The sequence below is a fragment of the Chryseolinea lacunae genome, assembly GCF_016735595.1.
Lineage (GTDB): Bacteria > Bacteroidota > Bacteroidia > Cytophagales > Cyclobacteriaceae > Chryseolinea > Chryseolinea lacunae.
Genome location: NZ_JAERRB010000003.1, coordinates 113,401 through 132,937 on the forward strand (window position 1 = coordinate 113,401; position 19,537 = coordinate 132,937).

Annotated in this window: 18 protein-coding genes and 1 tRNA gene; 12 read left to right on the forward strand and 7 right to left on the reverse strand. The window is 52.4% G+C overall.

The features are described 5' to 3' along the window. Positions 1-266 precede the first annotated feature (266 nt). Positions 267-339: transfer RNA gene (locus tag JI741_RS09610), tRNA-Met, on the reverse strand. 256 nt (positions 340-595) lie between these two features. Between JI741_RS09610 and era the strand changes: the two genes are divergently transcribed. The 4 genes from era to JI741_RS09630 all read left to right on the forward strand — a co-directional run bounded on the left by era (position 596) and on the right by JI741_RS09630 (position 3,783). Further along, positions 596-1,483, forward strand: a complete 888-nt coding sequence (gene era / locus JI741_RS09615; protein WP_202008856.1) for a GTPase Era — start codon at positions 596-598, stop codon at positions 1,481-1,483. A gap of 42 nt (positions 1,484-1,525) precedes the next feature. Continuing rightward, the gene (der, locus tag JI741_RS09620) at positions 1,526-2,833 is read left to right on the forward strand and encodes a ribosome biogenesis GTPase Der (protein WP_202008857.1); all 1,308 of its coding nucleotides are present in this window, start codon (positions 1,526-1,528) and stop codon (positions 2,831-2,833) included. A 74-nt stretch (positions 2,834-2,907) separates the two neighbouring features. Continuing rightward, on the forward strand, positions 2,908-3,087 hold the full coding sequence (locus JI741_RS09625; RefSeq protein ID WP_202008858.1) for a PG1828 family lipoprotein: 180 nt from the start codon (positions 2,908-2,910) through the stop codon (positions 3,085-3,087). A gap of 69 nt (positions 3,088-3,156) precedes the next feature. Next, entirely contained in the window at positions 3,157-3,783 is a 627-nt protein-coding gene (locus JI741_RS09630) for a SprT-like domain-containing protein (RefSeq protein ID WP_202008859.1), read from the forward strand. On the opposite strand, the gene JI741_RS09635 is transcribed toward JI741_RS09630, so the two are convergent. The 5 genes from JI741_RS09635 to JI741_RS09655 all read right to left on the reverse strand — a co-directional run bounded on the left by JI741_RS09635 (position 3,765) and on the right by JI741_RS09655 (position 7,109). After that, entirely contained in the window at positions 3,765-4,331 is a 567-nt protein-coding gene (locus tag JI741_RS09635) for a hypothetical protein (protein ID WP_202008860.1), read from the reverse strand. The two genes, JI741_RS09630 and JI741_RS09635, sit on opposite strands and share 19 nt — an antisense overlap. Then, positions 4,318-5,133: an N-acetylmuramic acid 6-phosphate etherase gene (gene murQ / locus JI741_RS09640; protein ID WP_202008861.1), complete on the reverse strand. Its 816-nt coding sequence runs from the start codon at positions 5,131-5,133 to the stop codon at positions 4,318-4,320. The genes JI741_RS09635 and murQ overlap by 14 nt, the downstream gene beginning before the upstream one ends. 1 nt (position 5,134) lies before the next feature. Then, the gene (locus JI741_RS09645; RefSeq protein WP_202008862.1) at positions 5,135-5,980 is read right to left on the reverse strand and encodes an N-acetylglucosamine kinase; all 846 of its coding nucleotides are present in this window, start codon (positions 5,978-5,980) and stop codon (positions 5,135-5,137) included. Positions 5,981-6,130: 150 nt separating this feature from the next. After that, on the reverse strand, positions 6,131-6,370 hold the full coding sequence (locus tag JI741_RS09650) for a cytochrome b5 domain-containing protein (RefSeq protein ID WP_202008863.1): 240 nt from the start codon (positions 6,368-6,370) through the stop codon (positions 6,131-6,133). Position 6,371: 1 nt separating this feature from the next. After that, a complete protein-coding gene (locus JI741_RS09655) occupies positions 6,372-7,109 on the reverse strand; it encodes an RDD family protein (protein ID WP_202008864.1) in 738 nt (245 codons plus the stop codon). Between the two features lie 42 nt (positions 7,110-7,151). Here JI741_RS09655 and JI741_RS09660 point away from each other — a divergent pair, with 42 nt between their 5' ends. The 8 genes from JI741_RS09660 to JI741_RS32790 all read left to right on the forward strand — a co-directional run bounded on the left by JI741_RS09660 (position 7,152) and on the right by JI741_RS32790 (position 18,415). Beyond that, complete coding sequence (locus JI741_RS09660) at positions 7,152-8,393, forward strand: dipeptidase (RefSeq protein WP_202008865.1); 1,242 nt, start codon at positions 7,152-7,154, stop codon at positions 8,391-8,393. Between the two features lie 60 nt (positions 8,394-8,453). Next, positions 8,454-9,413, forward strand: coding sequence for a stage II sporulation protein M (locus JI741_RS09665; RefSeq protein ID WP_202008866.1), 960 nt, complete (start codon positions 8,454-8,456; stop codon positions 9,411-9,413). Beyond that, positions 9,400-10,389, forward strand: a complete 990-nt coding sequence (locus tag JI741_RS09670; protein WP_202008867.1) for a hypothetical protein — start codon at positions 9,400-9,402, stop codon at positions 10,387-10,389. The genes JI741_RS09665 and JI741_RS09670 overlap by 14 nt, the downstream gene beginning before the upstream one ends. A gap of 14 nt (positions 10,390-10,403) precedes the next feature. Next, positions 10,404-11,213, forward strand: a complete 810-nt coding sequence (locus JI741_RS09675; RefSeq protein WP_202008868.1) for a DUF4129 domain-containing protein — start codon at positions 10,404-10,406, stop codon at positions 11,211-11,213. 9 nt (positions 11,214-11,222) lie between these two features. After that, positions 11,223-12,416 carry a DUF4350 domain-containing protein gene (locus JI741_RS09680; protein WP_202008869.1) on the forward strand — a complete coding sequence of 398 codons (1,194 nt, stop codon included), beginning with the start codon at positions 11,223-11,225 and terminating at the stop codon, positions 12,414-12,416. 47 nt (positions 12,417-12,463) lie between these two features. After that, complete coding sequence (locus JI741_RS09685) at positions 12,464-13,441, forward strand: AAA family ATPase (protein ID WP_202008870.1); 978 nt, start codon at positions 12,464-12,466, stop codon at positions 13,439-13,441. After that, on the forward strand, positions 13,442-14,773 hold the full coding sequence (locus JI741_RS09690; RefSeq protein ID WP_202008871.1) for a DUF58 domain-containing protein: 1,332 nt from the start codon (positions 13,442-13,444) through the stop codon (positions 14,771-14,773). It begins immediately after the preceding gene. Positions 14,774-14,872: 99 nt separating this feature from the next. After that, on the forward strand, positions 14,873-18,415 hold the full coding sequence (locus tag JI741_RS32790; RefSeq protein ID WP_202008872.1) for a S8 family serine peptidase: 3,543 nt from the start codon (positions 14,873-14,875) through the stop codon (positions 18,413-18,415). Positions 18,416-18,418: 3 nt separating this feature from the next. Here JI741_RS32790 and JI741_RS09700 read toward each other — a convergent pair whose 3' ends face one another. Next, positions 18,419-19,462 (reverse strand): DUF6807 domain-containing protein, encoded by a 1,044-nt coding sequence (locus JI741_RS09700; protein ID WP_202008873.1) that lies wholly within the window; start codon positions 19,460-19,462, stop codon positions 18,419-18,421. Positions 19,463-19,537: the final 75 nt, after the last annotated feature.

Consider the following 19,537-nt stretch of genomic DNA (forward strand, 5'->3'; position numbering starts at 1 on the left):
ATATGAGCCCACGAAAGTATTAAAAAGAAAAGGCGATCTTTCGAATCGCCTTTCTTCTAGTAGCGGGGACAGGACTCGAACCTGTGTCCGCCAGCTGGCGGATATGAGCCCAACGAACGTATCAAAAAAGAAAAGGCGATCTTTCGAATCGCCTTTCTTCTAGTAGCGGGGACAGGACTCGAACCTGTGTCCGCCAGCTGGCGGATATGAGCCCAACGAACGTATCAAAAAAGAAGAGGCGATCTTTCGGATCGCCTCTCTCTAAGTAGCGGGGACAGGACTCGAACCTGTGACCTTTGGGTTATGAGCCCAACGAGCTACCAACTGCTCCACCCCGCGATATGTTTTTGTAGGAACTTCTTTCCTATTTGTTATTCTCTCTCTCTTCTGAACCTGTGTCCGCCCCTCGGCGGATATGAGCCCAACGAGCTACCAACTGCTCCACCCCGCGATGTATCTTTAGTGAAAACCCTTCCGGCTTTCTATATTCTTTCAACTTTATTCGTCGATTTAAAGTTTCCGGAGGCGGTTATTTAAATCGTTCGCAAAAGTAGGTCGCTCACATTTAAAAAACAAGTTACCTTTGCAAATCATTATGGCAGAAACATCTTTTAAGTCTGGGTTTGTGAGCATCGTGGGGAAACCCAATGTGGGCAAGTCATCGCTCATGAACAAGCTTATGGGTGAAAACCTGTCGATTATCACGGCGAAGGCGCAAACAACGCGACATCGCATCATGGGCATCCTCAACGGCGACGACTATCAGCTGGTGTATTCGGACACGCCGGGCATTCTGGAGCCAAAATATTCTTTGCACGAAGCCATGATGACCTACGTGAAAGTATCGTTGCAGGACGCCGATGCCATATTATTGGTGGTTGCCCTCGAAGACAAGTTTGAGCCCGAGTTGTTCGAACGGTTTCTCAGAATGCAGACACCCATCTTTTTGGTCATCAATAAAATTGACAGGGCCAAGGGGTCGCAGGTGCTCGACAAGGGCACCTATTGGAAGGAATGTATCCCCAACATCCAGGAAATTTTGCCGGTGTCGGCCAAAACGGGCGAGAATGTGGACCAGCTGTTGCCCAAATTGCTGGCGCTGATGCCCGAACATCCGCCGTTTTTCCCAAAAGATGAATACACTGACCGCACAGAGCGGTTCTTTGCCTCGGAAATTATCCGCGAAAAAATATTTCTCAACTACGAGCAGGAGATTCCCTATAGCACAGAGGTCTCCATCCAGTCGTTTAAAGAAGCCGACGACATCATTCGCATCAGCGCCACCATCTATGTGGAACGCGACTCGCAGAAGGGCATCATCATTGGTAAGGGCGCCAGCCTCATAAAGAAAGTGGGCATCGAGGCGCGGCAGGACATGGAAGTTTTTTTCAACAAAAAAGTTTTCCTCGAGACCCACGTAAAGGTGGCCGACAACTGGCGCAAGCAGGCGTTCAAGCTCAAACAATTTGGCTACCTCGAATAATTAAAAGAAAAAGATTTTACTCATCATCACTCAATACTAAAGATGTCAAACATTGTAGCAATCGTCGGCCGACCCAACGTGGGCAAGTCCACCTTCTTTAACCGGTTGGTGGAAAAGCGCCAGGCCATTATGGACAACATGTCCGGCGTGACACGCGACCGTCATTATGGATATGCCGAATGGATCGGAAAATATTTTACCGTTATAGATACCGGTGGGTATGTGACCGGCTCGGAAGATAAATTCGAAGCACAGATCCGCCGCCAGGTGAAGCTGGCCATCGACGAAGCCACCGCCATCATTTTTATGGTGGATGTGCGCGACGGCATCACCGGGTTCGACAAGGAGTTTGCCAACATTCTGCGCACCTCCAAGAAACCCATCTTTGTGGCAGCCAACAAAACCGACACTCCCGACAAGGCCATGCTGGCGGCCGAATTCTATGAATTGAGCTTGGGTGAGATCTATCCCATCTCGTCTGAGAATGGCAGCGGCACAGGCGAACTGCTCGACGAAGTGGTGAAGACGTTTGCCACCGAAGGTGTTGAAGATCCTGACGCGGGCATTCCCAAGATCACCATTGTGGGTAGGCCAAACGTGGGCAAGTCGTCGTTTCTCAACGCTTTGTTGGGCACGGAACGCAGCATCGTTACCGACGAGGCCGGCACCACGCGCGATGCCATTCACTCTTACTATAAGATGTATGGCCAGAACTTTATCCTTATCGACACGGCCGGTGTGCGCAAGAAAGCCAAGGTGAAAGAAGACATCGAATTCTATTCGGTGCTGCGCTCACTGCGGGCGTTGGAAGAGAGCGACGTGTGCATCATCATTGTTGACGCCGAGCGCGGACTCGAAGCACAGGATGTGAACCTCATCAGCCTCGCCGAACGCCAGGGCAAGGGCATGGTGATTATGGTGAACAAGTGGGACCTCATTGAAAAAGACTCGAAGACCTCGGACAAATTCAAGAAAGAGATCGAAGAAAAAATAGCCCCCATAGACTACCTGCCCATTGTTTTTGCGTCGGTTTTGACCAAACAGCGCATTTTCCAGGTGATCGAGAAAACGGTGCAGGTATTCGAAAACAAGACCAAAAAGATACCGACCTCCAAGCTGAACGACCTCATTTTACCGGAAATTGAACGCCAGCCGCCCCCGTCCATCAAGGGCAAGCACATCAACATTAAGTACATAACCCAGGTAAATGCACGGTTTCCATCGTTTGTTTTCTTCTGTAACCTGCCGCAGTACATACAGCCTTCCTATGAGCGCTTCCTTGAAAACAAGATGCGCGAACACTTCGATTTTGAAGGCGTGCCCCTTCGTATAATCTTCCGTAAAAAATAAATTTTATTACCCCGCTCCTTGGGAGTGGGGTAATACTATTATATTTGCGGTGAATTTTTTAAAACCTGTAAACTATGAAAAAATTGATCGCATTTGTAGCCGTGTGTGGCTTCGCTTTGGCATTTGTTGCTTGTGGCAAGAAAGCTGAAACTGCTGAAACTGTAGATTCTGCTGCTGTTGCTCCTGCACCTGTTGTAGCTGACACAACTGTTGCTGATTCTGCTGCTGTTGCAGTTGATTCTGCTGCACACTAATCAGTCTGCAAAGATTTGACGAAAGGCTTTAGGATACTAAAGCCTTTTTTTATTTCCTTCACTTTTTCTATGACCGCCGACAAGGTTTTTACTATCCTGCAAACGCATGTTCCAGCCACGGCGGTAGACTACTGCTTCGCGCTCTGGAAAGATAGTCCCTTCGAACTGAAGCTCACCAAGAGCCGGCAAACCAAAGTGGGCGATTTCACCAGCAAGCATACCCGCGCACACCCGCGCATAACACTCAACCACGACCTCAATCCCTACCTCTTCCTCACAACGTATGTGCATGAGGTTGCTCACCTCCGTGTGTATGTGAAGTTTGGTGGCCGTGTGGATCCGCATGGCGAGAAATGGAAGACCATGTTCACCGATTTGCTGGTGCCCCTGCTCTGGGAAAGTGTTTTTCCGGACGAAATCTTACATGAGCTGCGCCGTCACATGATCAACCCGAAGGCTAGTTCTTTTGCCGACACCGAGCTCACGGCCGCCTTCCGGAAGTTCGACAAAAATGCCCAGGCGCTGGCCGTGCTGTCTGACATTCCCGAGGGCAGCATCTTCAAACTTCAGGGCAAATTCTTCATTAAAGGCAAGCTTCGGCGCACCCGGGTGCTCTGCAAAGAATTGAAGTCTAAACGCGATTATCTGGTTCCCGTAGACGCGCTGGTAAGCAACGTTCAGTTGAGCCTTCTTTGAACAAGGCTGTCTACGAGGTCGAAAAAGTTTAGCGGTTGCAGCGTCCGCCAATGGGGAATCTGCAAGGTGCCACCCATGTTCACATAAGTGTCGATGTGATATTTTTTGAACTCGTCGAGAATGAAGTCGGGAAAAGACACCGCGGCAATCCAGCCATCTTCCACATCTTCAAACCACTCTTCATAGTAGCTGTCGTCGGAGCCGTGAAAGTTGAGAATGTTTTCGCCGATAAGAATAAACTTGTTGATGCCTTCATTGACCATGACCTCCAGCAGGTTTCGCTTCAGGGTCATGATGTCGTTGTTGAGGGTGTCGTTCCACTCGCCAATGAATTCGATCACGGTGAATCCCTGCGCATAGTCGGCGTAGAGAATTTTTACATAGAGTGTTTCGGAGCCTATCGAATCCCAGGCCGGGTCGATGTAGTAGCCATAGATGGTTTCTGAATATACATCGTGATTATATTCCTTGCCGTGAAAGGGTGAACGCTCGTCGGCGGCAGGGTCGTAGTATTTCAGCCAGTTATAGTAAGGTTCAATTTGATGCATGGTTCCGACGACTGTCTACAGCTTTTCTCACAGAACCGTGTTGCTGTAGTAATTGTTCGGCTTCGGCATAGGGAATTTTCAGTTCGTCCATCACCATTTTCACGCCGCGGTCTACCAGCTTCTCGTTGGTGAGCATCATGTCTACCATTTTGTTTCCACGCACGCGTCCCAGTTTCACCATCACGGTTGTGGAGAGCATGTTGAGGGCCAGCTTCTGGGCGGTGCCGGCTTTCATGCGGGTGCTGCCCGTCACAAACTCGGGCCCGGTGATGAGTTCTATCGGGAAGTCGGCCGCGGCGGCCACCAGCGAGTTGCTGTTGCACACCACGCAGCCGGTGGCTACCCCGTTGATGCGCGCGTCGTTCAACCCGCCAATCACATAGGGTGTTCGTCCGGAGGCGGCAATGCCTACCAGCACATCCTGCCGGTTGATAGAGTATTCTTCAAGATCTTTCCAGGCTTGTGTGGCGTTGTCTTCGGCGTTCTCCACAGCCTTGCGAATGGCACCGTCGCCACCGGCAATAAGGCCTATCACTTTGCCATGCGGCATGCCGTAGGTAGGCGGAATTTCAGACGCGTCAACCACGCCCAGCCGACCACTGGTGCCTGCGCCGATATAAAACAGCCTGCCGCCGTGGGTCATGCGATCGACGATCACGTTCACCAGGGCTTCGATTTGGGGAATGGCTTTTTCAACGGCCAGGGGCACCGTCTTGTCTTCGCGGTTAATGTTCACCAGCAGGTCGCGCACACTCATGTGCTCAAGGTCCGTGTAGTGCGATGCACCCTCGGTGGTGGACATACTAGTTCAGGTCTTTTTGGTGGAACAGTGTGAGGCCGGCTATGGGGCCTTCCAGAATATTTTTCACGGCGATGCCTTTGTCGGCTGCTACCTGGCGCAGGATGTCGCTGAAGTAGAACGAGATGGAGCCGGTGAAGTGCACCTTCAGGGTCTTGTAGTTTTCATACTTCATCACGTTGTTCTCATAGAACTCGGCAAAGCTGCTATAGACAAGCTGATAGCAATAGGGTTCTTTGAGGTGCTGGAAGATGAACTTGGTGAAGCTGGCCAGGAAAGCGCTGGGTCGTTCCTGCTGGTATATCTTCTCCAGAAACTCTTCGCGCGAAAGCGGGAAACGTTCGTGAAATTGCTTGCGCAGTCCTTCGGGCATGAGGTCGCGGAGATAGTCTACCAAAAATTTACGACCGATGTTTGCACCCGAACCTTCGTCGGCCAGAATCCAGCCGAGGTTGGCAACGTTGTCCACAATGGTTTCTCCATCGTATAAACAAGAGTTTGACCCGGTGCCCATGATGCAGGCAATGCCCGGCTCGTGGCCACACAACGCGCGCGCCGCTGCCAACAGATCCCACCCGATCTCGATCTGTGCCTCGGGGAAAAATTCGAGGAAGGCGCTCTTGATGGTGAGTTGATTCTTGGTCGACGAAACGCCGGCGCCATAGAAGAAGATCTTCGTGACGGGGTGCTTGATCTTGGGGAGCAGCACTTCGTGTACGTTGCGTTTCAGATCTTCAATGGGTTGATAATACGGATTGAAGCCGGGTGTTCCGGCCTGATCAATTGTACCATCGGTTTCGAGGAGCCTCCAATCCGTTTTGGACCCTCCGCTATCGGCTATAAGAATCATGTGCTGGTGTGTGTTCGTTCCCTCATGGACATCGTGTGATGCTCACGAGAGGCAAAGCTAAGCTATGTATTTAACAGAAAAAATAGGAAGGCCTAATGTGTTCGTGTGCGCACAGATTTTTTATCCGAACACTACACTTTGGTTAACACATCACGGCTTTAGTTTGCCGACCACTACGAATTTGTCGAATACCTGTGCAGTGTGTGGTGCGTCTTTCAGTTCGTCGGTCAGGTCCTGGCCAGCCCAGTGTTCGTAGTGTTTTCCTCGGAGCCAAAGGCGCGAGCGGGTCACGTCATAGATCAGTCCGTTGAGGGCAACCCACACTTCGGGTTTGTCCTGGCCGTTGCGTAGTGCGAGATACGACCGCGTGTATTCAGGGAGGTTGTCCATGTCACCTTCCAGCCGTTAGGTTGCTGTGGTCTTTCACCAGCGTGGTAAGGAATTGCACCGGAGGAAGATCGGACTGAATGCCAAGCAAGGCCTTTAGTTTTTCGGTCACCGCTTCTACCGGCTCATAATTGCCATGATCGCGGTTGGCCTCGAGGGCGCGTTGAATGATTTCAATGTCGCGGGAGTTGAGTTGAACGGCTTGTTCGAATGTTGGAACGTAGGTTTCTTCGGCGGTGATGAACACTTCGTTGGCCGTTACTTCCTTTTCTTTGGTGAGCTTCACCACCGTGGTGCCGGCCACGATGTCGCCAAGCCGTTGACCTTTGCCTCCCAACGCGATGATGACCACCGCGATGACGCCCGAGAAAAGTCCGAAGTCGACAATGCAGAAAAGCCAGCGCAGCAGAAAACCTCCCACCGTGGCCGGTGTGCCGTCGAGCCGCATCACTTTAATTTTCATGACACGTTTGCCCGGCGTTTGCCCATCCATAAAAATCTCGAACAGCAATCCGGCAAACAGAAAGGGAATGCCGATGAGGATAAACCCGACAATTATAATCCACATATAGTCGTCTTCACCGAATTTGTAGCCCGAATAGATGAGCACCACCGCGATCATCAACACGTAGAGAAACAATATGATGCGATCGATCAAATAAGCGCCTATGCGTTCGCCAATGCTGGCAAGGGGATAGTCGATAAAAACATTTTGTGTTGTCTGTACCCGAATGGTTTGCATCCACTTCTAATTTTGTGCAATTTTCAAATTAAAGCATTAACCATGAAAGTTTCTTCTCTTCTCCTGGGAATTACCTGCATCATTCTTACATCCTGCCAGGAAAAGAAGGCCGTGTCGGCCGACGACGCCCTTCGCGCCCAGGCCGAAGAGCTCGCCCATAACTACATTCTTGTCGACACGCACGTTGACCTGCCCTATCGCCTCAAGGTGAAACACTTCCGCCTCGAGCGCGAATACCTCGGCATCCCCGTGAGCACCAAGGAAGGCGACTTCGATTTTGAACGCGCCAAAAAGGGTGGACTCGACGCACCCTTCATGTCAATCTACATTCCTTCGGCATATCAATCGAAACCGGACCAGGGTAAAGCGTTGGCCGACTCGCTCATCACCATGATCGAAGGCATCGTGACGGCCATCCCCGACAAGTTTGCCCTGGCCAAAACACCCCAGGAAATTGAGGCGAACACCAAGGCCGGAAAAATTTCCCTGCCCCTGGGCATGGAGAATGGCGCGCCCATCGGCAACGACCTGGCCAATGTGAAATATTTCTTCGACCGCGGCATTCGCTACGTCACGCTTACCCACGGCAAAGACAACCAGATCTGCGACTCGTCCTACGACACGCTCAACACCTGGAAAGGCCTGAGCCCCTTTGGCGAAAAGGTGGTGACCGAAATGAACCGCGTCGGCATCATGGTAGACATCTCGCACGTGTCGGACAGCACATTCTATGACGTGCTCCGCATAGCGAAAGCGCCCGTCATCGCGTCGCACTCGTCATGCCGCTTCTTCACGCCAGGCTTTCAACGCAACATGTCCGACGACATGATCACGGCCCTCGGCAAAAACGGCGGTGTCATTCAAATAAACTTTGGCGCATCGTTTCTCGACTCGCTGGCCCGCATCAACAAAGACTTGCTCGACTCGCTCGAAAAAACACTGGAAGCCAAAGGGCTCAGCTCCAAAGACTCTGCCGCCCAACCCATCATCGATCAGTTTGCCAAAGACCATGCGGCGCTCTATTCGGATGTGGAACGCGTGGCCGACCACATCGACCACGTGGTGAAACTCATTGGGGTTGATCACGTGGGCATCGGCTCGGACTATGACGGCGTGGGCGACAGCCTGCCGCTGGGCCTGAAAGACGTGTCGGATTATCCGAACCTCTTTTATGTGCTGCTGAAGCGCGGCTACACACCCGCCGACATTGAAAAGATCTGCTCGGGAAACATTTTCCGGGTGTGGAACAAGGTGATTGAAGTAGCCGGCGCGCCAAAAGCCTGACCGGAAACTGCGCGAAGAGAATACGATTCGTTATTTAACAATAAGTCTACAGTTGGAATCATGAAGGAGGCGGCTTTTATCAAACAGAATAAATCGCGCTGGGAAGAATTTGAGAAGGTGATGAAGAACCAGCAAAACGTGCAGCCCGACCGTTTGGCCGAATTGTTTCTCCAGATCACCGACGATCTTTCGTTTTCCAGAACGCAATATCCCAGCAGCCGCACAACAAATTATCTGAACGCGCTGGCCAGCAAGGTGCACCTCGAAATCTATAAGAACAAAAGAGAGGACCGCAATCGTTTTGTCACCTTCTGGAAATATGAATTGCCCGAAGTGATGTATAACACGCAAAAGCCCTTGCTCTATGCGTTCATCATCTTTATGGTGGCCGGTGTGACCGGCGCCCTCTCCACCGCTTTCGACGACACCTTTGTGCGCCTCATTCTGGGCGACGGCTATGTGAACATGACACTCGAAAACATCAAGAGCGGAAACCCCACAAAGGTCTACGATGAAATGACTCCCTTCCTGATGTTCCTGGCCATCACTGCAAACAACATCGGCGTTTCGTTTCGTGTCTTTGTGTTTGGTGTATTTGCTTCGGTTGGCTCGGGCTTTCATTTGTTCTACAACGGGCTCATGGTGGGCACCTTCATCATGTTTTTCTTTATGGAACAACAGCTCAGCCACGCGTTGCCCGTCATCATGCTACACGGCACCGTGGAGCTTTCATCCATTGTCATTGCCGGCGCGGCGGGGTTCACCATGGGCAACAGCCTGTTGTTTCCGGGAACCTATTCGCGTGTTGTGTCTTTCAAAGCGGGCGCCGTGCGCGGACTAAAAATTGTGATGGGACTGGTTCCCTTCTTTGTGCTGGCCGGCTTCATCGAGTCGTTCATCACACGCTATGCCTTCATGCACTGGACCCTCAAAACACTCATCATCGTGTTTTCGGCCGTGCTCATGATCTACTATTTCGTTATATATCCCCAGCGTCTTAAACACCATGGAAAATTTTAAAGTAATCGAGTTTCACAAAGTCCGCGACTTCAGTAATAAGGTCAGCACCACGTTTGAATTTGTGCGGCAGAATTTCAAGAGACTGGGCAAAAGCATGCTCTACATTGCAGGTCCACCCGTGCTGATGGCCAGCCTGCTGATCGGCTCTTTCATGAGCGAGCTCATGAACTTCTCGCGCATAGCAACGAACGCGGCCATGGGTATGTCGCCTTTTGAAAGCTCGTTTCTCGAGCCCACCTTCTGGTTGCAGATGGTGCTACTGGTGGTGTTTGGTGTGGTGGCCGCGGTGATGTCGTTCTCTACATTATATAACTACCTCTATCTGTACAACGAAAAGAAATCGAACGATATCGAGGTAAGCGAAGTGTGGGACCGCGTGCGCGCCACCTTCTGGATGTATTTCGGCACCATATTTCTGTTCTATATCCTCCTGATTGGTGTCGGGCTTATCCTGATCATTCCCCTGGTGGTGCTGGCCAAGATATCGTCTGTGCTGATGTTTTTTGGGGCCATCGCCGTTTTCTGTGCCCTCTTCTATCTGATGGTGAGTGGAGCGCTGGTGTTTCCGATCCGGGCATTCGAAGACAAAAGTTTCTTCGATGCCGTTGGCCGCTCGTTTGTGTTGGTAAAGGGCAAGGTGTGGAGCACGTTCGGAATCATGTTTGTGCTTTCCATCATCGGCAGCATCATCTCTTATGTGTTCATCATTCCCTGGTATGTTCTCAATGCTGTGAACATGCTTCACACGGTAGATTCGTCCCTGGTAGACGCACCATCGACGGCGTGGGAAACCGTCACGATCATTTCGTATGCGATATACTATATGGTGCAGATCCTGCTCTATGCACTGCCCAACATCGGCATCGTGTTGCAATACTTCAACCTCGTGGAGCGCAAGGAAGCCAAAGGCCTGCTGGGCTCCATCGACAGCCTGGGCCAGGACCAGCCGACGCCAGCACAAGACGAACAATTTTAACCCCTTCGGAGATCGTGAAGCACAGCGTTGCCCTGATTTTGTTTTTTCTATCACACGTCGTTGTCTTTGCACAAGACGATTCGCTTGCCGTTGCGCAGGATAGCCTCGTCACCACATCCGACACCACGGATGAAGCTGGTGAAGAACCCGAAACGTTTGTATATGAAGAGGAGGACGACAAACAAAAAATTGCACCACCCGATTCGCTTGCGGTCAATGCGCGACATTTCGATGATGCCACGCTGAAGGAATTGAAAGACGATCCCGCCCTACGCTACAAGCAACCACCTACTGTGGGCGAAAGCTTGTGGCAACGGTTCCTGGATTTGCTCGCCGAAATGTTCGGATCCATTCTGAACGGCGCCGTGGGCACAAACTGGGGCCGCGTCATCACCTTCCTGATTGGCTTTGTGCTTGTGATTGTGATTATCATGATGCTGCTGCGCATCAACGCCTTCCGCATGTTTTATGCCGGCGAAGGCGCCAACACCATGAAGTATAATGTGCTGGACGAAAACATTCATGAGATGGATTTCGACAAGCTCATTCAGGAAGCCCTGGCACGCAACGACCATCGCGCCGGCGTGAGACTTATCTTTCTCTATGCGCTGAAACTGTTGGCTGACAAAAATCTTATTCACTGGGAGCGCGGCAAAACCAACCACGACTACCTGGCCGAGCTGAAGGGCAACGATGTGCGTTCGGGATTCAACGAGTTGAACTATTATTTCGAGTATGCGTGGTATGGAAACTTCAACATCAACCGCGAAATGTTCGCGTCGGTGCAAGAGACTTTCAAAAACTGGCGAAACTCGTTAACCTAGCGTGGCCCCATGAAAAAGGACTGGAAATATATTCTCTATATCGGCGGGGCGTTTGGGCTGTTTCTGATTTTGAAACTGATGACACCCAAACAACACGACTGGACCGTGACGTTTGCCCGCAACGACAAAAATCCATTTGGCGGCTATGCTTTTGGCAAACTCCTGCCCTCGATTTTTGACGGTGCCAACATCAGTCACGGTTTCAAAACCATCTATGAGTTGAAAGACTCGCTGGCCCCTACCGACAACCTGCTGATTGTGGCCGGCAATTTCACCAGCGACAAAGAAGATCTGAAGGTGATGTTGAACCACGTGAACAAGGGCGGCAACGTGTTCATTTCGGCGCACTACTTCTACGGAAGCTTTTCGGACACCCTTGGTCTCTCGACCCACGACGATTTTTTTGACGGCGAAGACACCGGCGCCGACCTTCTCCAGAGCCACGACTCGTCGGCGCTGCAATTTGCCGCCTTGTCTATGGACACCACGGAGCAATTCTTCTATCGGAAAAACAACATCCACAACTACTTCCGGAACTTCGACAGCACGCGCACCACGGTGATTGCACGCAACGAAAGCCGGTTGCCCGTGACCGTTCGCGTGCGGTGGGGCAAGGGCAATTTCATTCTGAACTCCACGCCCATGGCGTTCACCAACATCTATCTGCTGAACCGCGAGAACCACGCGTTCATTGCCAACACGCTTTCGTTTCTGCCGCCCCGCCCAGTGCACTGGACAGAATATTATCAAACAGGCCGCATGGAAATTTCGACACCGCTGCGGTTTGTGCTCACCACAAAGCCGCTCAAGTGGGCCTACTACATTGTGCTGGGCACGTTGGTGCTGTTCATGCTTTTTGAAGCGAAACGAAAACAACGCATCATCCCCGTCATCACGCCCCTGGCCAACACCACGCTGGAGTTTGTGAACACCATTGGCAACCTCTACTATCAGCGTGCCGAGCACAAGAACATTGCCGAAAAAAGAATTCATTATTTCATGGACCAGCTGCGCACCCGCTACTGGCTGTCGAACATCACATTCAACGAAGCCTTTGTGCAAACCCTCACGCAAAAATCGGGAAAGCCCGAAGCTGATGTGCGCGCACTGGTGCACACCATTGTGCACATTCAGAGCCGCGACAAGATTACGGCCGATGAGCTACTGGACTTTAATCAAAAAATAGAGAAGTTTAACGGTTAAGCGCCCGAACGCAAACACCGTGTTAATAATTATGTAAACTGCACATCATGGAAGAAAATGTATTTCAAAGCCGTCTCGATCTGAAAGCCCTCAGCGAAAGCGTTCACAACATCCGCGAAGAGATCGGAAAAGTTATTGTAGGTCAGGAACAGATGGTGAACCTCATCATCACCGCCATCCTGGCCGACGGCCACGTGTTGATTGAAGGCGTGCCCGGCGTGGCCAAAACACTGACGGCAAAACTGGTATCGAAAGCCATCTCCGTAAAATTCTCACGCATCCAGTTCACGCCCGACCTCATGCCATCCGATGTGCTGGGAACGTCGGTGTTTAACGTGAAAAATTCTGCGTTCGAATTCAAAGCCGGTCCCATCTTTTCTAACATCGTGCTCATCGATGAGATCAACCGCGCCCCCGCTAAAACACAGGCCGCGTTGTTTGAGGTGATGGAAGAACGCCAGATCACCATCGACGGCAACACGCACGTGATGGAGCCTCCCTACATTGTGCTGGCCACACAAAATCCCATCGAACAGGAAGGAACTTATCGTCTGCCCGAAGCGCAGCTCGACCGTTTTCTTTTCAAGATACAAGTCACCTATCCATCGTTCGAACAGGAAGTGTCGATCATTGCCGGGCATCATGCGCGCAAGGGCGTGGCACCAATCGGCGATGTGAAGGCCGTGTTGAATGCCGGCGAAATCGGCACCTATCGCCAGCAGGTGCAGCAACTTCACGTCGAAGAAAACCTGCTGCGCTACATTGCCCACATCATACACGAAACACGCAACAGTCCGGCGCTCTTCCTGGGCGCGTCGCCTCGTGCGTCGGTGGCCATCCTCAATGGCTCCAAAGCGTTTGCCGCCGTGAACGGCCGCGACTTTGTGACCCCCGAAGACATCAAGTTCATTGCCTTGCCCGTGCTGCGCCACCGCGTGATGCTGACTCCCGATAAAGAGATGGAAGGCGTGACCACCGACGACGTGGTGAAACAAATCATCGACAAAATTGAAGTTCCCCGCTAAGTGAAATTGCTTCGCGCCCTATACCTCAACAGCCGCCTGTTCATCGCCATTGGCGTGGTGGTGGCATCGTTCCTGATCAGCTTCATTGCAGACGGGTTCATCGTTGTGCCGCAGGCCCTGTTCTTTTTGTTGCTGGCCCTGGTGGCGACCGACCTGCTGTTGCTCTTCCGCACCCGTCGCGGGTTGCATGGCCATCGGTTCACTCCCGAAAAACTTTCGAACGGCGACGACAACGAAATCCGCATCCACTTCGAAAATTTTTATCCCTACAAGGTCACGCTGCAGGTGATCGATGAAATTCCGCATCAGTTTCAGCGACGCGACCTCACGTTCGATCTTGTGCTGGCCCCCGGCGAAAGCAAAGTGCTGCGTTATTTTCTGCGTCCTGTGAAACGCGGCGAATATTCGTTTGGCGCCGTTAACGCGTTTGTGCGCTCACCCCTGGGGTTGTTTTCGCGCCGTTTCCGTTTTTCGGACGATGCGCTGGTGCCGGTGTATCCATCGTTCATTCAGATGCGCAAATACGAATTGCTGGCCATCTCTAACCGGCTGGTAGACCTGGGCATCAAAAAGATCCGGCGCATCGGGCAGAACATGGAATTTGAATCTATTAAGGAGTATGTGAGCGGCGACGATTTTCGCACCATCAACTGGAAGGCGACGGCACGCAAGAATCATTTCATGGTGAATCACTACCAGGACGAACGCTCGCAGCAAGTCTACAGCCTCATCGACAAAGGCCGTGTGATGCAGATGCCGTTCAACGGGTTGAGCCTGCTGGACTATGCCATTAACGCCAGCCTGGTGATCTCGAACATCGCCCTGAAAAAATCGGACAAGGCAGGACTCATCACCTTTCAGGACCGCATCGGCTCCATGCTGCCTGCCAGTCGCCAGAACAACCAGATGTCGCAAATTCTGGAAGTGCTCTACAATCAGAAGACGGCCTATCGCGAAACCGACTACTCAGCACTGTTCACGCAGGTGCGCCGCAAAGTGACACAGCGAAGCTTGTTGCTGCTGTTCACCAACTTCGAATCCATCTACGGACTGCAACGCCAGCTGCCATACCTGAAGCGCCTTGCACAGCAACATTTGCTGGTGGTGATCTTCTTCGAGAATACCGAAATGAAATCGCTGTTGCAGGAACCTGCCCATCAGCTAAAAGAAGTCTACTACAAGGCCATCGCCGAAAAATTCAGTTCCGACAAAAAACTCATTGCCAAAGAGCTGGCCCAACACGGCATCCAGGCCCTGCTCACGGCGCCCGAGCATCTGACCGTGAACACCATCAACAAATACCTGGAGCTGAAGGCCCGGGGCATGATTTAGGGAATATTAAATTTCGTGTGGAATGCAAAATACTTCAGGGAAGCATTCTTACCTTTAATAGCGTAGGGTGTATTCATTGTTGCTTAACGATTAAAACTCATGCAGGCACGGTTGGTGATGACGCTTTTTGGAGTACTCCTGCACTTCGCAGTGCAGGGCCAGCCTGTGGAAAAGAAAACAGCCCTGAGCAGCCACCCCAACACTGCGTCGCTTGCCGGCACCGTGTGGGCCAAGCTGAAACCGGAACACAAAGGTTTGCTGGAACGCAAACAAACGGGAGGGCGCCTGCCCGCCACGCTGCAAGGCCTGTACATAAAGCCCCTCCTGACCCAACCCACCATTCAAAAAAGCGCCGGCCGCATGGGCCCGCGAACTCCCCGTGTCGACATCTCCCTGTTCTATCACATTTCGTTCGACCCTTCCAAACCGGTCGACGATGTGGTGCAGGAACTTTATGCGTCAGGTCTTTTTGAGATTGTGGAACCGGAGTATGTGGTCACTTCGATGATGACACCCAACGACGAGTTTCTCGCGGAACAATATTGGCTGGAGACCATACACGCCTACGAAGCGTGGGATGTGACACAAGGCGAACAAATGGTGATCGCCGTTGTGGACACGGGTGGCGACCTTGACCATCCCGACTTGCAAAGCCAACTCTACATAGACCCCGCAGAACCGATCGACGGCATTGACAACAACGGCGACAACCTCATCGATAACAATCGGGGCTGGGATTTTTCCGGCGCCAAAGCTTCGTTGGTGGGCACGCCGGGATTTGAGGGCGACAACGATCCGTCGGTGCCAAAAGGAAAACTTTTTAGCCATGGCACCATGGTGGCCGGATGTGCCGCGGCAGCCACCAACAACACCACGGGCATTGCCGGCGTGGGTTTCAAGAGCAAGCTCCTGTTCACCAAACACTATTCCGACGATCAGCCCGACAACGCCACCAACTATTCCTCCAATCTCTACGACGGTGTGGTGTATGCCGCCACACACGGCGCAAAAATCATTAACTGCTCGTGGGGCGGAAGCAACGCCAGCGCTATTGCACAGGAAGTGATCCGGTATGTGACCGAAGACCTGGGTTGCCTGGTGATTGCGGCCAGTGGCAACAGCAACGTGGAGTCACCACTCTATCCGGCCGCCTATGACCACGTGTTGTCTGTGGCCTCGTCTGATGAAAATGATGTGCGCTCGTTCTTTTCCAACTATGGCGGAACGGTCGACATCATCGCGCCGGGCACCAATATTTTCACTACCATCTTCAACGACGGCTACGGCCTGGATTCGGGAACATCGTTCTCTGCGCCCATCGTGGCGGGTGCCGCCGCGTTGTTGTGGTCGCTTCATCCCGACATGACACCCGACCAGGTGGCCGAACAGCTTCGCGTGTCGTCCGACGAAACGATCTACGAAAAAAATCCGACCTACCTCAACAAGCTTGGCAAAGGTCGCCTCGACATTGCGCGGGCCTTGTCGTTTGAGAGCCCGTCTATCCGCGCCAGCCGGCAGCGGCTTGTGAAAGACGATGGCACGCCGCCCGATCGTGGCGACGAGGCCAATCTGTTTTTCGATTTCACCAACTACCTCAAGGCATCTTCCAGCGGGCTCACCGTCACGCTGTCGTCATCGTCTGCCGCCATCACCATCACACAAAATACGGTGACACTGGGCACGATAACAGAAAACGCAACGGTGAACAATACGCTCACACCGTTCAAGCTCACCCTTTCGCCCACCGCACCCGTTGACCAGCCCATCGAAATTTTGCTGACGTTCAAAGATGGATCATACACCGACTTTCAGTTGCTGAACTTTGTGGTGCCATCGTTTATCGACATCAACGAAAACAACATCACCACCACGCTCAGTTCCGCAGGCCGCATCGGCTTCTCAAACCCGGAGACGCAAACCAACGGGTCCGGATTTGTGTACAACGACAAATCATTACTGTATGAAATGGGGGTGATTATGGGCACATCGTCTACAGTACTCTTCAACAACGTGCGCGGCAGTGCCGTGGGACAGTATGATCAGGACTTCACACCGGCAAGCAAGATCATGAAGATCACTCCGGGGCAACGGTCGTTCAGCGAAGTGAGTGGTGCGTTTCGGAATGCTGCCGACGAAGCGTCAAGCTCGCTCCTGGTGTCCTACCGCAGTTTGGTGTGGACAAACGATCCTTATAAAAACTTTGTCATTGTTGAATACAAAATAAAGAACACCACCGACACGCCCATGAGCGATTTCTATATGGGACTGTATGCCGATTGGGATATTGACGGGCAAGGTGCCGGCGACAGGGCCTCATGGAATGCGCCCACACAACTGGGCTATGTGTATCCGGCGGTTCCCTCCTCGTTGCCCACGGTGGGCATACAAGTGCTGAGCAACAACCCCCAATATTTCGCCATCGACAACGACCAGAGCCTGGCCGGAAATCCGTTTGGGGTATACGATGGCTTCTCGGATGTTGAGAAATTCACATCGCTTTCGAGCGGTCTCACAAAAACGGAAGCGGGCAATCCCACCACCGGCGGCGACGTGAGCCATGTGGCGGCCTCGGGCCCTTACGCCATTGCTGCCGGCCAGGAAATTACCATAGCCTTTGCGTTGCACGGCGCCAACAACACCAGCAACATCATCTCGTCGGCCAAATATGCCGACTCGCTCTATAACTTCACATTCAACGCGCCCATGCCCGTGGTGGCCGATGTAGAAACCTGCTACGGCGCCAGTGCCACCCTACATGCCACGGGGGCAACCAAGTTCAAATGGTATAAAGATTTCACGGGCGGCGCACCCATTCACACCGGTGCCGACTTCACCACTGCCGGTCTTTTTGATGACTCCGTGTTCTATGTATCCAACGCCACCAAGACCTACGAAAGTTTGCGCACCGCCGTTCAAGTGAAGGTGAAGTCTAACCCCGAGATCACAGCGTCGCGCAACCCCGTGTTGTGTCAGGGTGAATCGGTTGTGTTGTCGGTGAATGCTGCGGATGAATATACCTGGAGCACGGGCGCAAAAACCCAGAGCATAGAAGTGAGCACCGGCGGAACGTATAATGTGGTGGTGCGTGACAACGCCCTGAGCTGTACGTCGCCCGATGCCATCACCGTCACGGTGAAGCCAACGCCGTCGGCCACGTTTCACTACACGGTAGAAGACGAAGCCGGCCTGCGCATTGTGCTCACACCCGATCAAGCCAACCAGGGCGATTCCTTCTGGGAATTTGGCGATGGCGACCAGAGCACAGAAACAAGTCCCGCGCACACCTACGCAGCCTTCGGACGCTACACCGTGACACACACGGTGACCGCGCCCAACAATTGCCAGAAGGTGGTAACCGCGATGATTGATATTGTGACCAGCACCGAATATGGCCGGGGCGGAATGTTAACAGCCTATCCCAATCCGGTTACCGCCAACGCCATTGAGTTGAATTATCCGGGATGCGAAAACAGCACGCTCGATGTGTTTAACGCCCAAGGTCAACACGTGCTGCAGGAACTTGTGCCCGGGTTGCTCGAACACCACGCACTCGACCTCTCAACACTTTCCAATGGCGTTTACACACTTCGTGTCACGGCCAACGACGACCGCCGCACGCTGAAGATCGTTGTGGTGCGCTAACGCTTACTTCACCTTCGAAAAATCTTTCGACAATTTCTGAATGGCCTCTGTGCTTAGCTCACTGCCCGAGCGGATCACCACGCGATAGCGAAAGGTTGTGCTCTCGTCTTTCTTCAAAGCGAAATTCAATTTTTCAGTGCCCTTGCTGAACACGGCCTGGCCCAGCGGATTGGCCGCAAACAAGCCATAGCCACGCGCATGCCAGTAGGTGGGGTAGCCCACATTTTTTGGATGATCGAATATGGTGATCGACACGGGCACGCGGTTTATTTTTCCGCGCAGGCTGGTCCACGTGCCACGGGTGCCCCACACGTCGTTTCCTTTTTTGCCTTCACTGCTCAGGTATTCGCCGGTGATGCCGTCGTTGTTGATGGCGGGCACCGAGGTGTAGTTGCCCTTGTTGTCTACAAATATTTCAGGTTCAGTTGACGGATGTTCCAGTTGACGAGCCACGCGGATTCCCAGAAATCCATCCTTCACATCGTTGAAGGCAACCGTGGGCACCACCGCGGTGAGCGTGCTGGAACGGTCGATGATGAAATTGTCATCGTCAACACGAAAGGTGTAGTGCGTCACTTCATTCAGCAAGGTTTTGCCGCTGCGGTCCACCCAGTGTGCGGAAACTTCAAGATCGGCCGAATTTTTTCCCGTGGTATTTTTCAAAACCGATTGGTGTACAATACTGCCATAGTGTGCGCGCTCCTTGAAGGGAATGGCCGTGGAGTTGTTCCAGAAATCAAGACCGTTCACATATTCGTAGTTCATCCACAAGCCGATGTGGTGAGGATGGTCTACGCGCTCACCCGGACGTGGGGCGAGGGGAAAGCCGCGTGTGACGGTGACGCCCCCCAGGCTGTTGATGGGATAAAGCACGGGCTTCATCACCGAGTCGGCATAATAATATGACGTCAGCAGTTTGCCGTCGTAAGTCACGTCGATCTGTTTCTCGTTCATGTGATCGATGAAGCGGAAGCCGTCGCCTTTCTTTTGCGCGAGAAGGGAACCTTGCAGTAACAGCATTACAAAAAACAGTAGGGGCTTTTTCATGGGTATGAAGTTAAAAAAGTCTCCGCTCGTTTGACGAGACGGAGACTTTTTGGTTTATAAATTTTCAAGTGTGAC

What these genes read in the sequence shown, in the direction of transcription:
- JI741_RS09625 (WP_202008858.1), top strand. Translation starts at nt 2,908, where the DNA reads ATGAAAAAATTGATCGCATTTGTAGCCGTGTGTGGCTTCGCTTTGGCA.
- JI741_RS09645 (WP_202008862.1), bottom strand. Translation starts at nt 5,980, where the DNA reads ATGATTCTTATAGCCGATAGCGGAGGGTCCAAAACGGATTGGAGGCTC.
- JI741_RS09660 (WP_202008865.1), top strand. Translation starts at nt 7,152, where the DNA reads ATGAAAGTTTCTTCTCTTCTCCTGGGAATTACCTGCATCATTCTTACA.
- murQ (WP_202008861.1), bottom strand. Translation starts at nt 5,133, where the DNA reads ATGTCCACCACCGAGGGTGCATCGCACTACACGGACCTTGAGCACATG.
- JI741_RS09650 (WP_202008863.1), bottom strand. Translation starts at nt 6,370, where the DNA reads ATGGACAACCTCCCTGAATACACGCGGTCGTATCTCGCACTACGCAAC.
- JI741_RS09655 (WP_202008864.1), bottom strand. Translation starts at nt 7,109, where the DNA reads ATGCAAACCATTCGGGTACAGACAACACAAAATGTTTTTATCGACTAT.
- der (WP_202008857.1), top strand. Translation starts at nt 1,526, where the DNA reads ATGTCAAACATTGTAGCAATCGTCGGCCGACCCAACGTGGGCAAGTCC.
- JI741_RS09665 (WP_202008866.1), top strand. Translation starts at nt 8,454, where the DNA reads ATGAAGGAGGCGGCTTTTATCAAACAGAATAAATCGCGCTGGGAAGAA.
- JI741_RS09700 (WP_202008873.1), bottom strand. Translation starts at nt 19,462, where the DNA reads ATGAAAAAGCCCCTACTGTTTTTTGTAATGCTGTTACTGCAAGGTTCC.
- JI741_RS32790 (WP_202008872.1), top strand. Translation starts at nt 14,873, where the DNA reads ATGCAGGCACGGTTGGTGATGACGCTTTTTGGAGTACTCCTGCACTTC.
- JI741_RS09685 (WP_202008870.1), top strand. Translation starts at nt 12,464, where the DNA reads ATGGAAGAAAATGTATTTCAAAGCCGTCTCGATCTGAAAGCCCTCAGC.
- JI741_RS09680 (WP_202008869.1), top strand. Translation starts at nt 11,223, where the DNA reads ATGAAAAAGGACTGGAAATATATTCTCTATATCGGCGGGGCGTTTGGG.
- JI741_RS09635 (WP_202008860.1), bottom strand. Translation starts at nt 4,331, where the DNA reads ATGCATCAAATTGAACCTTACTATAACTGGCTGAAATACTACGACCCT.
- JI741_RS09670 (WP_202008867.1), top strand. Translation starts at nt 9,400, where the DNA reads ATGGAAAATTTTAAAGTAATCGAGTTTCACAAAGTCCGCGACTTCAGT.
- JI741_RS09630 (WP_202008859.1), top strand. Translation starts at nt 3,157, where the DNA reads ATGACCGCCGACAAGGTTTTTACTATCCTGCAAACGCATGTTCCAGCC.
- era (WP_202008856.1), top strand. Translation starts at nt 596, where the DNA reads ATGGCAGAAACATCTTTTAAGTCTGGGTTTGTGAGCATCGTGGGGAAA.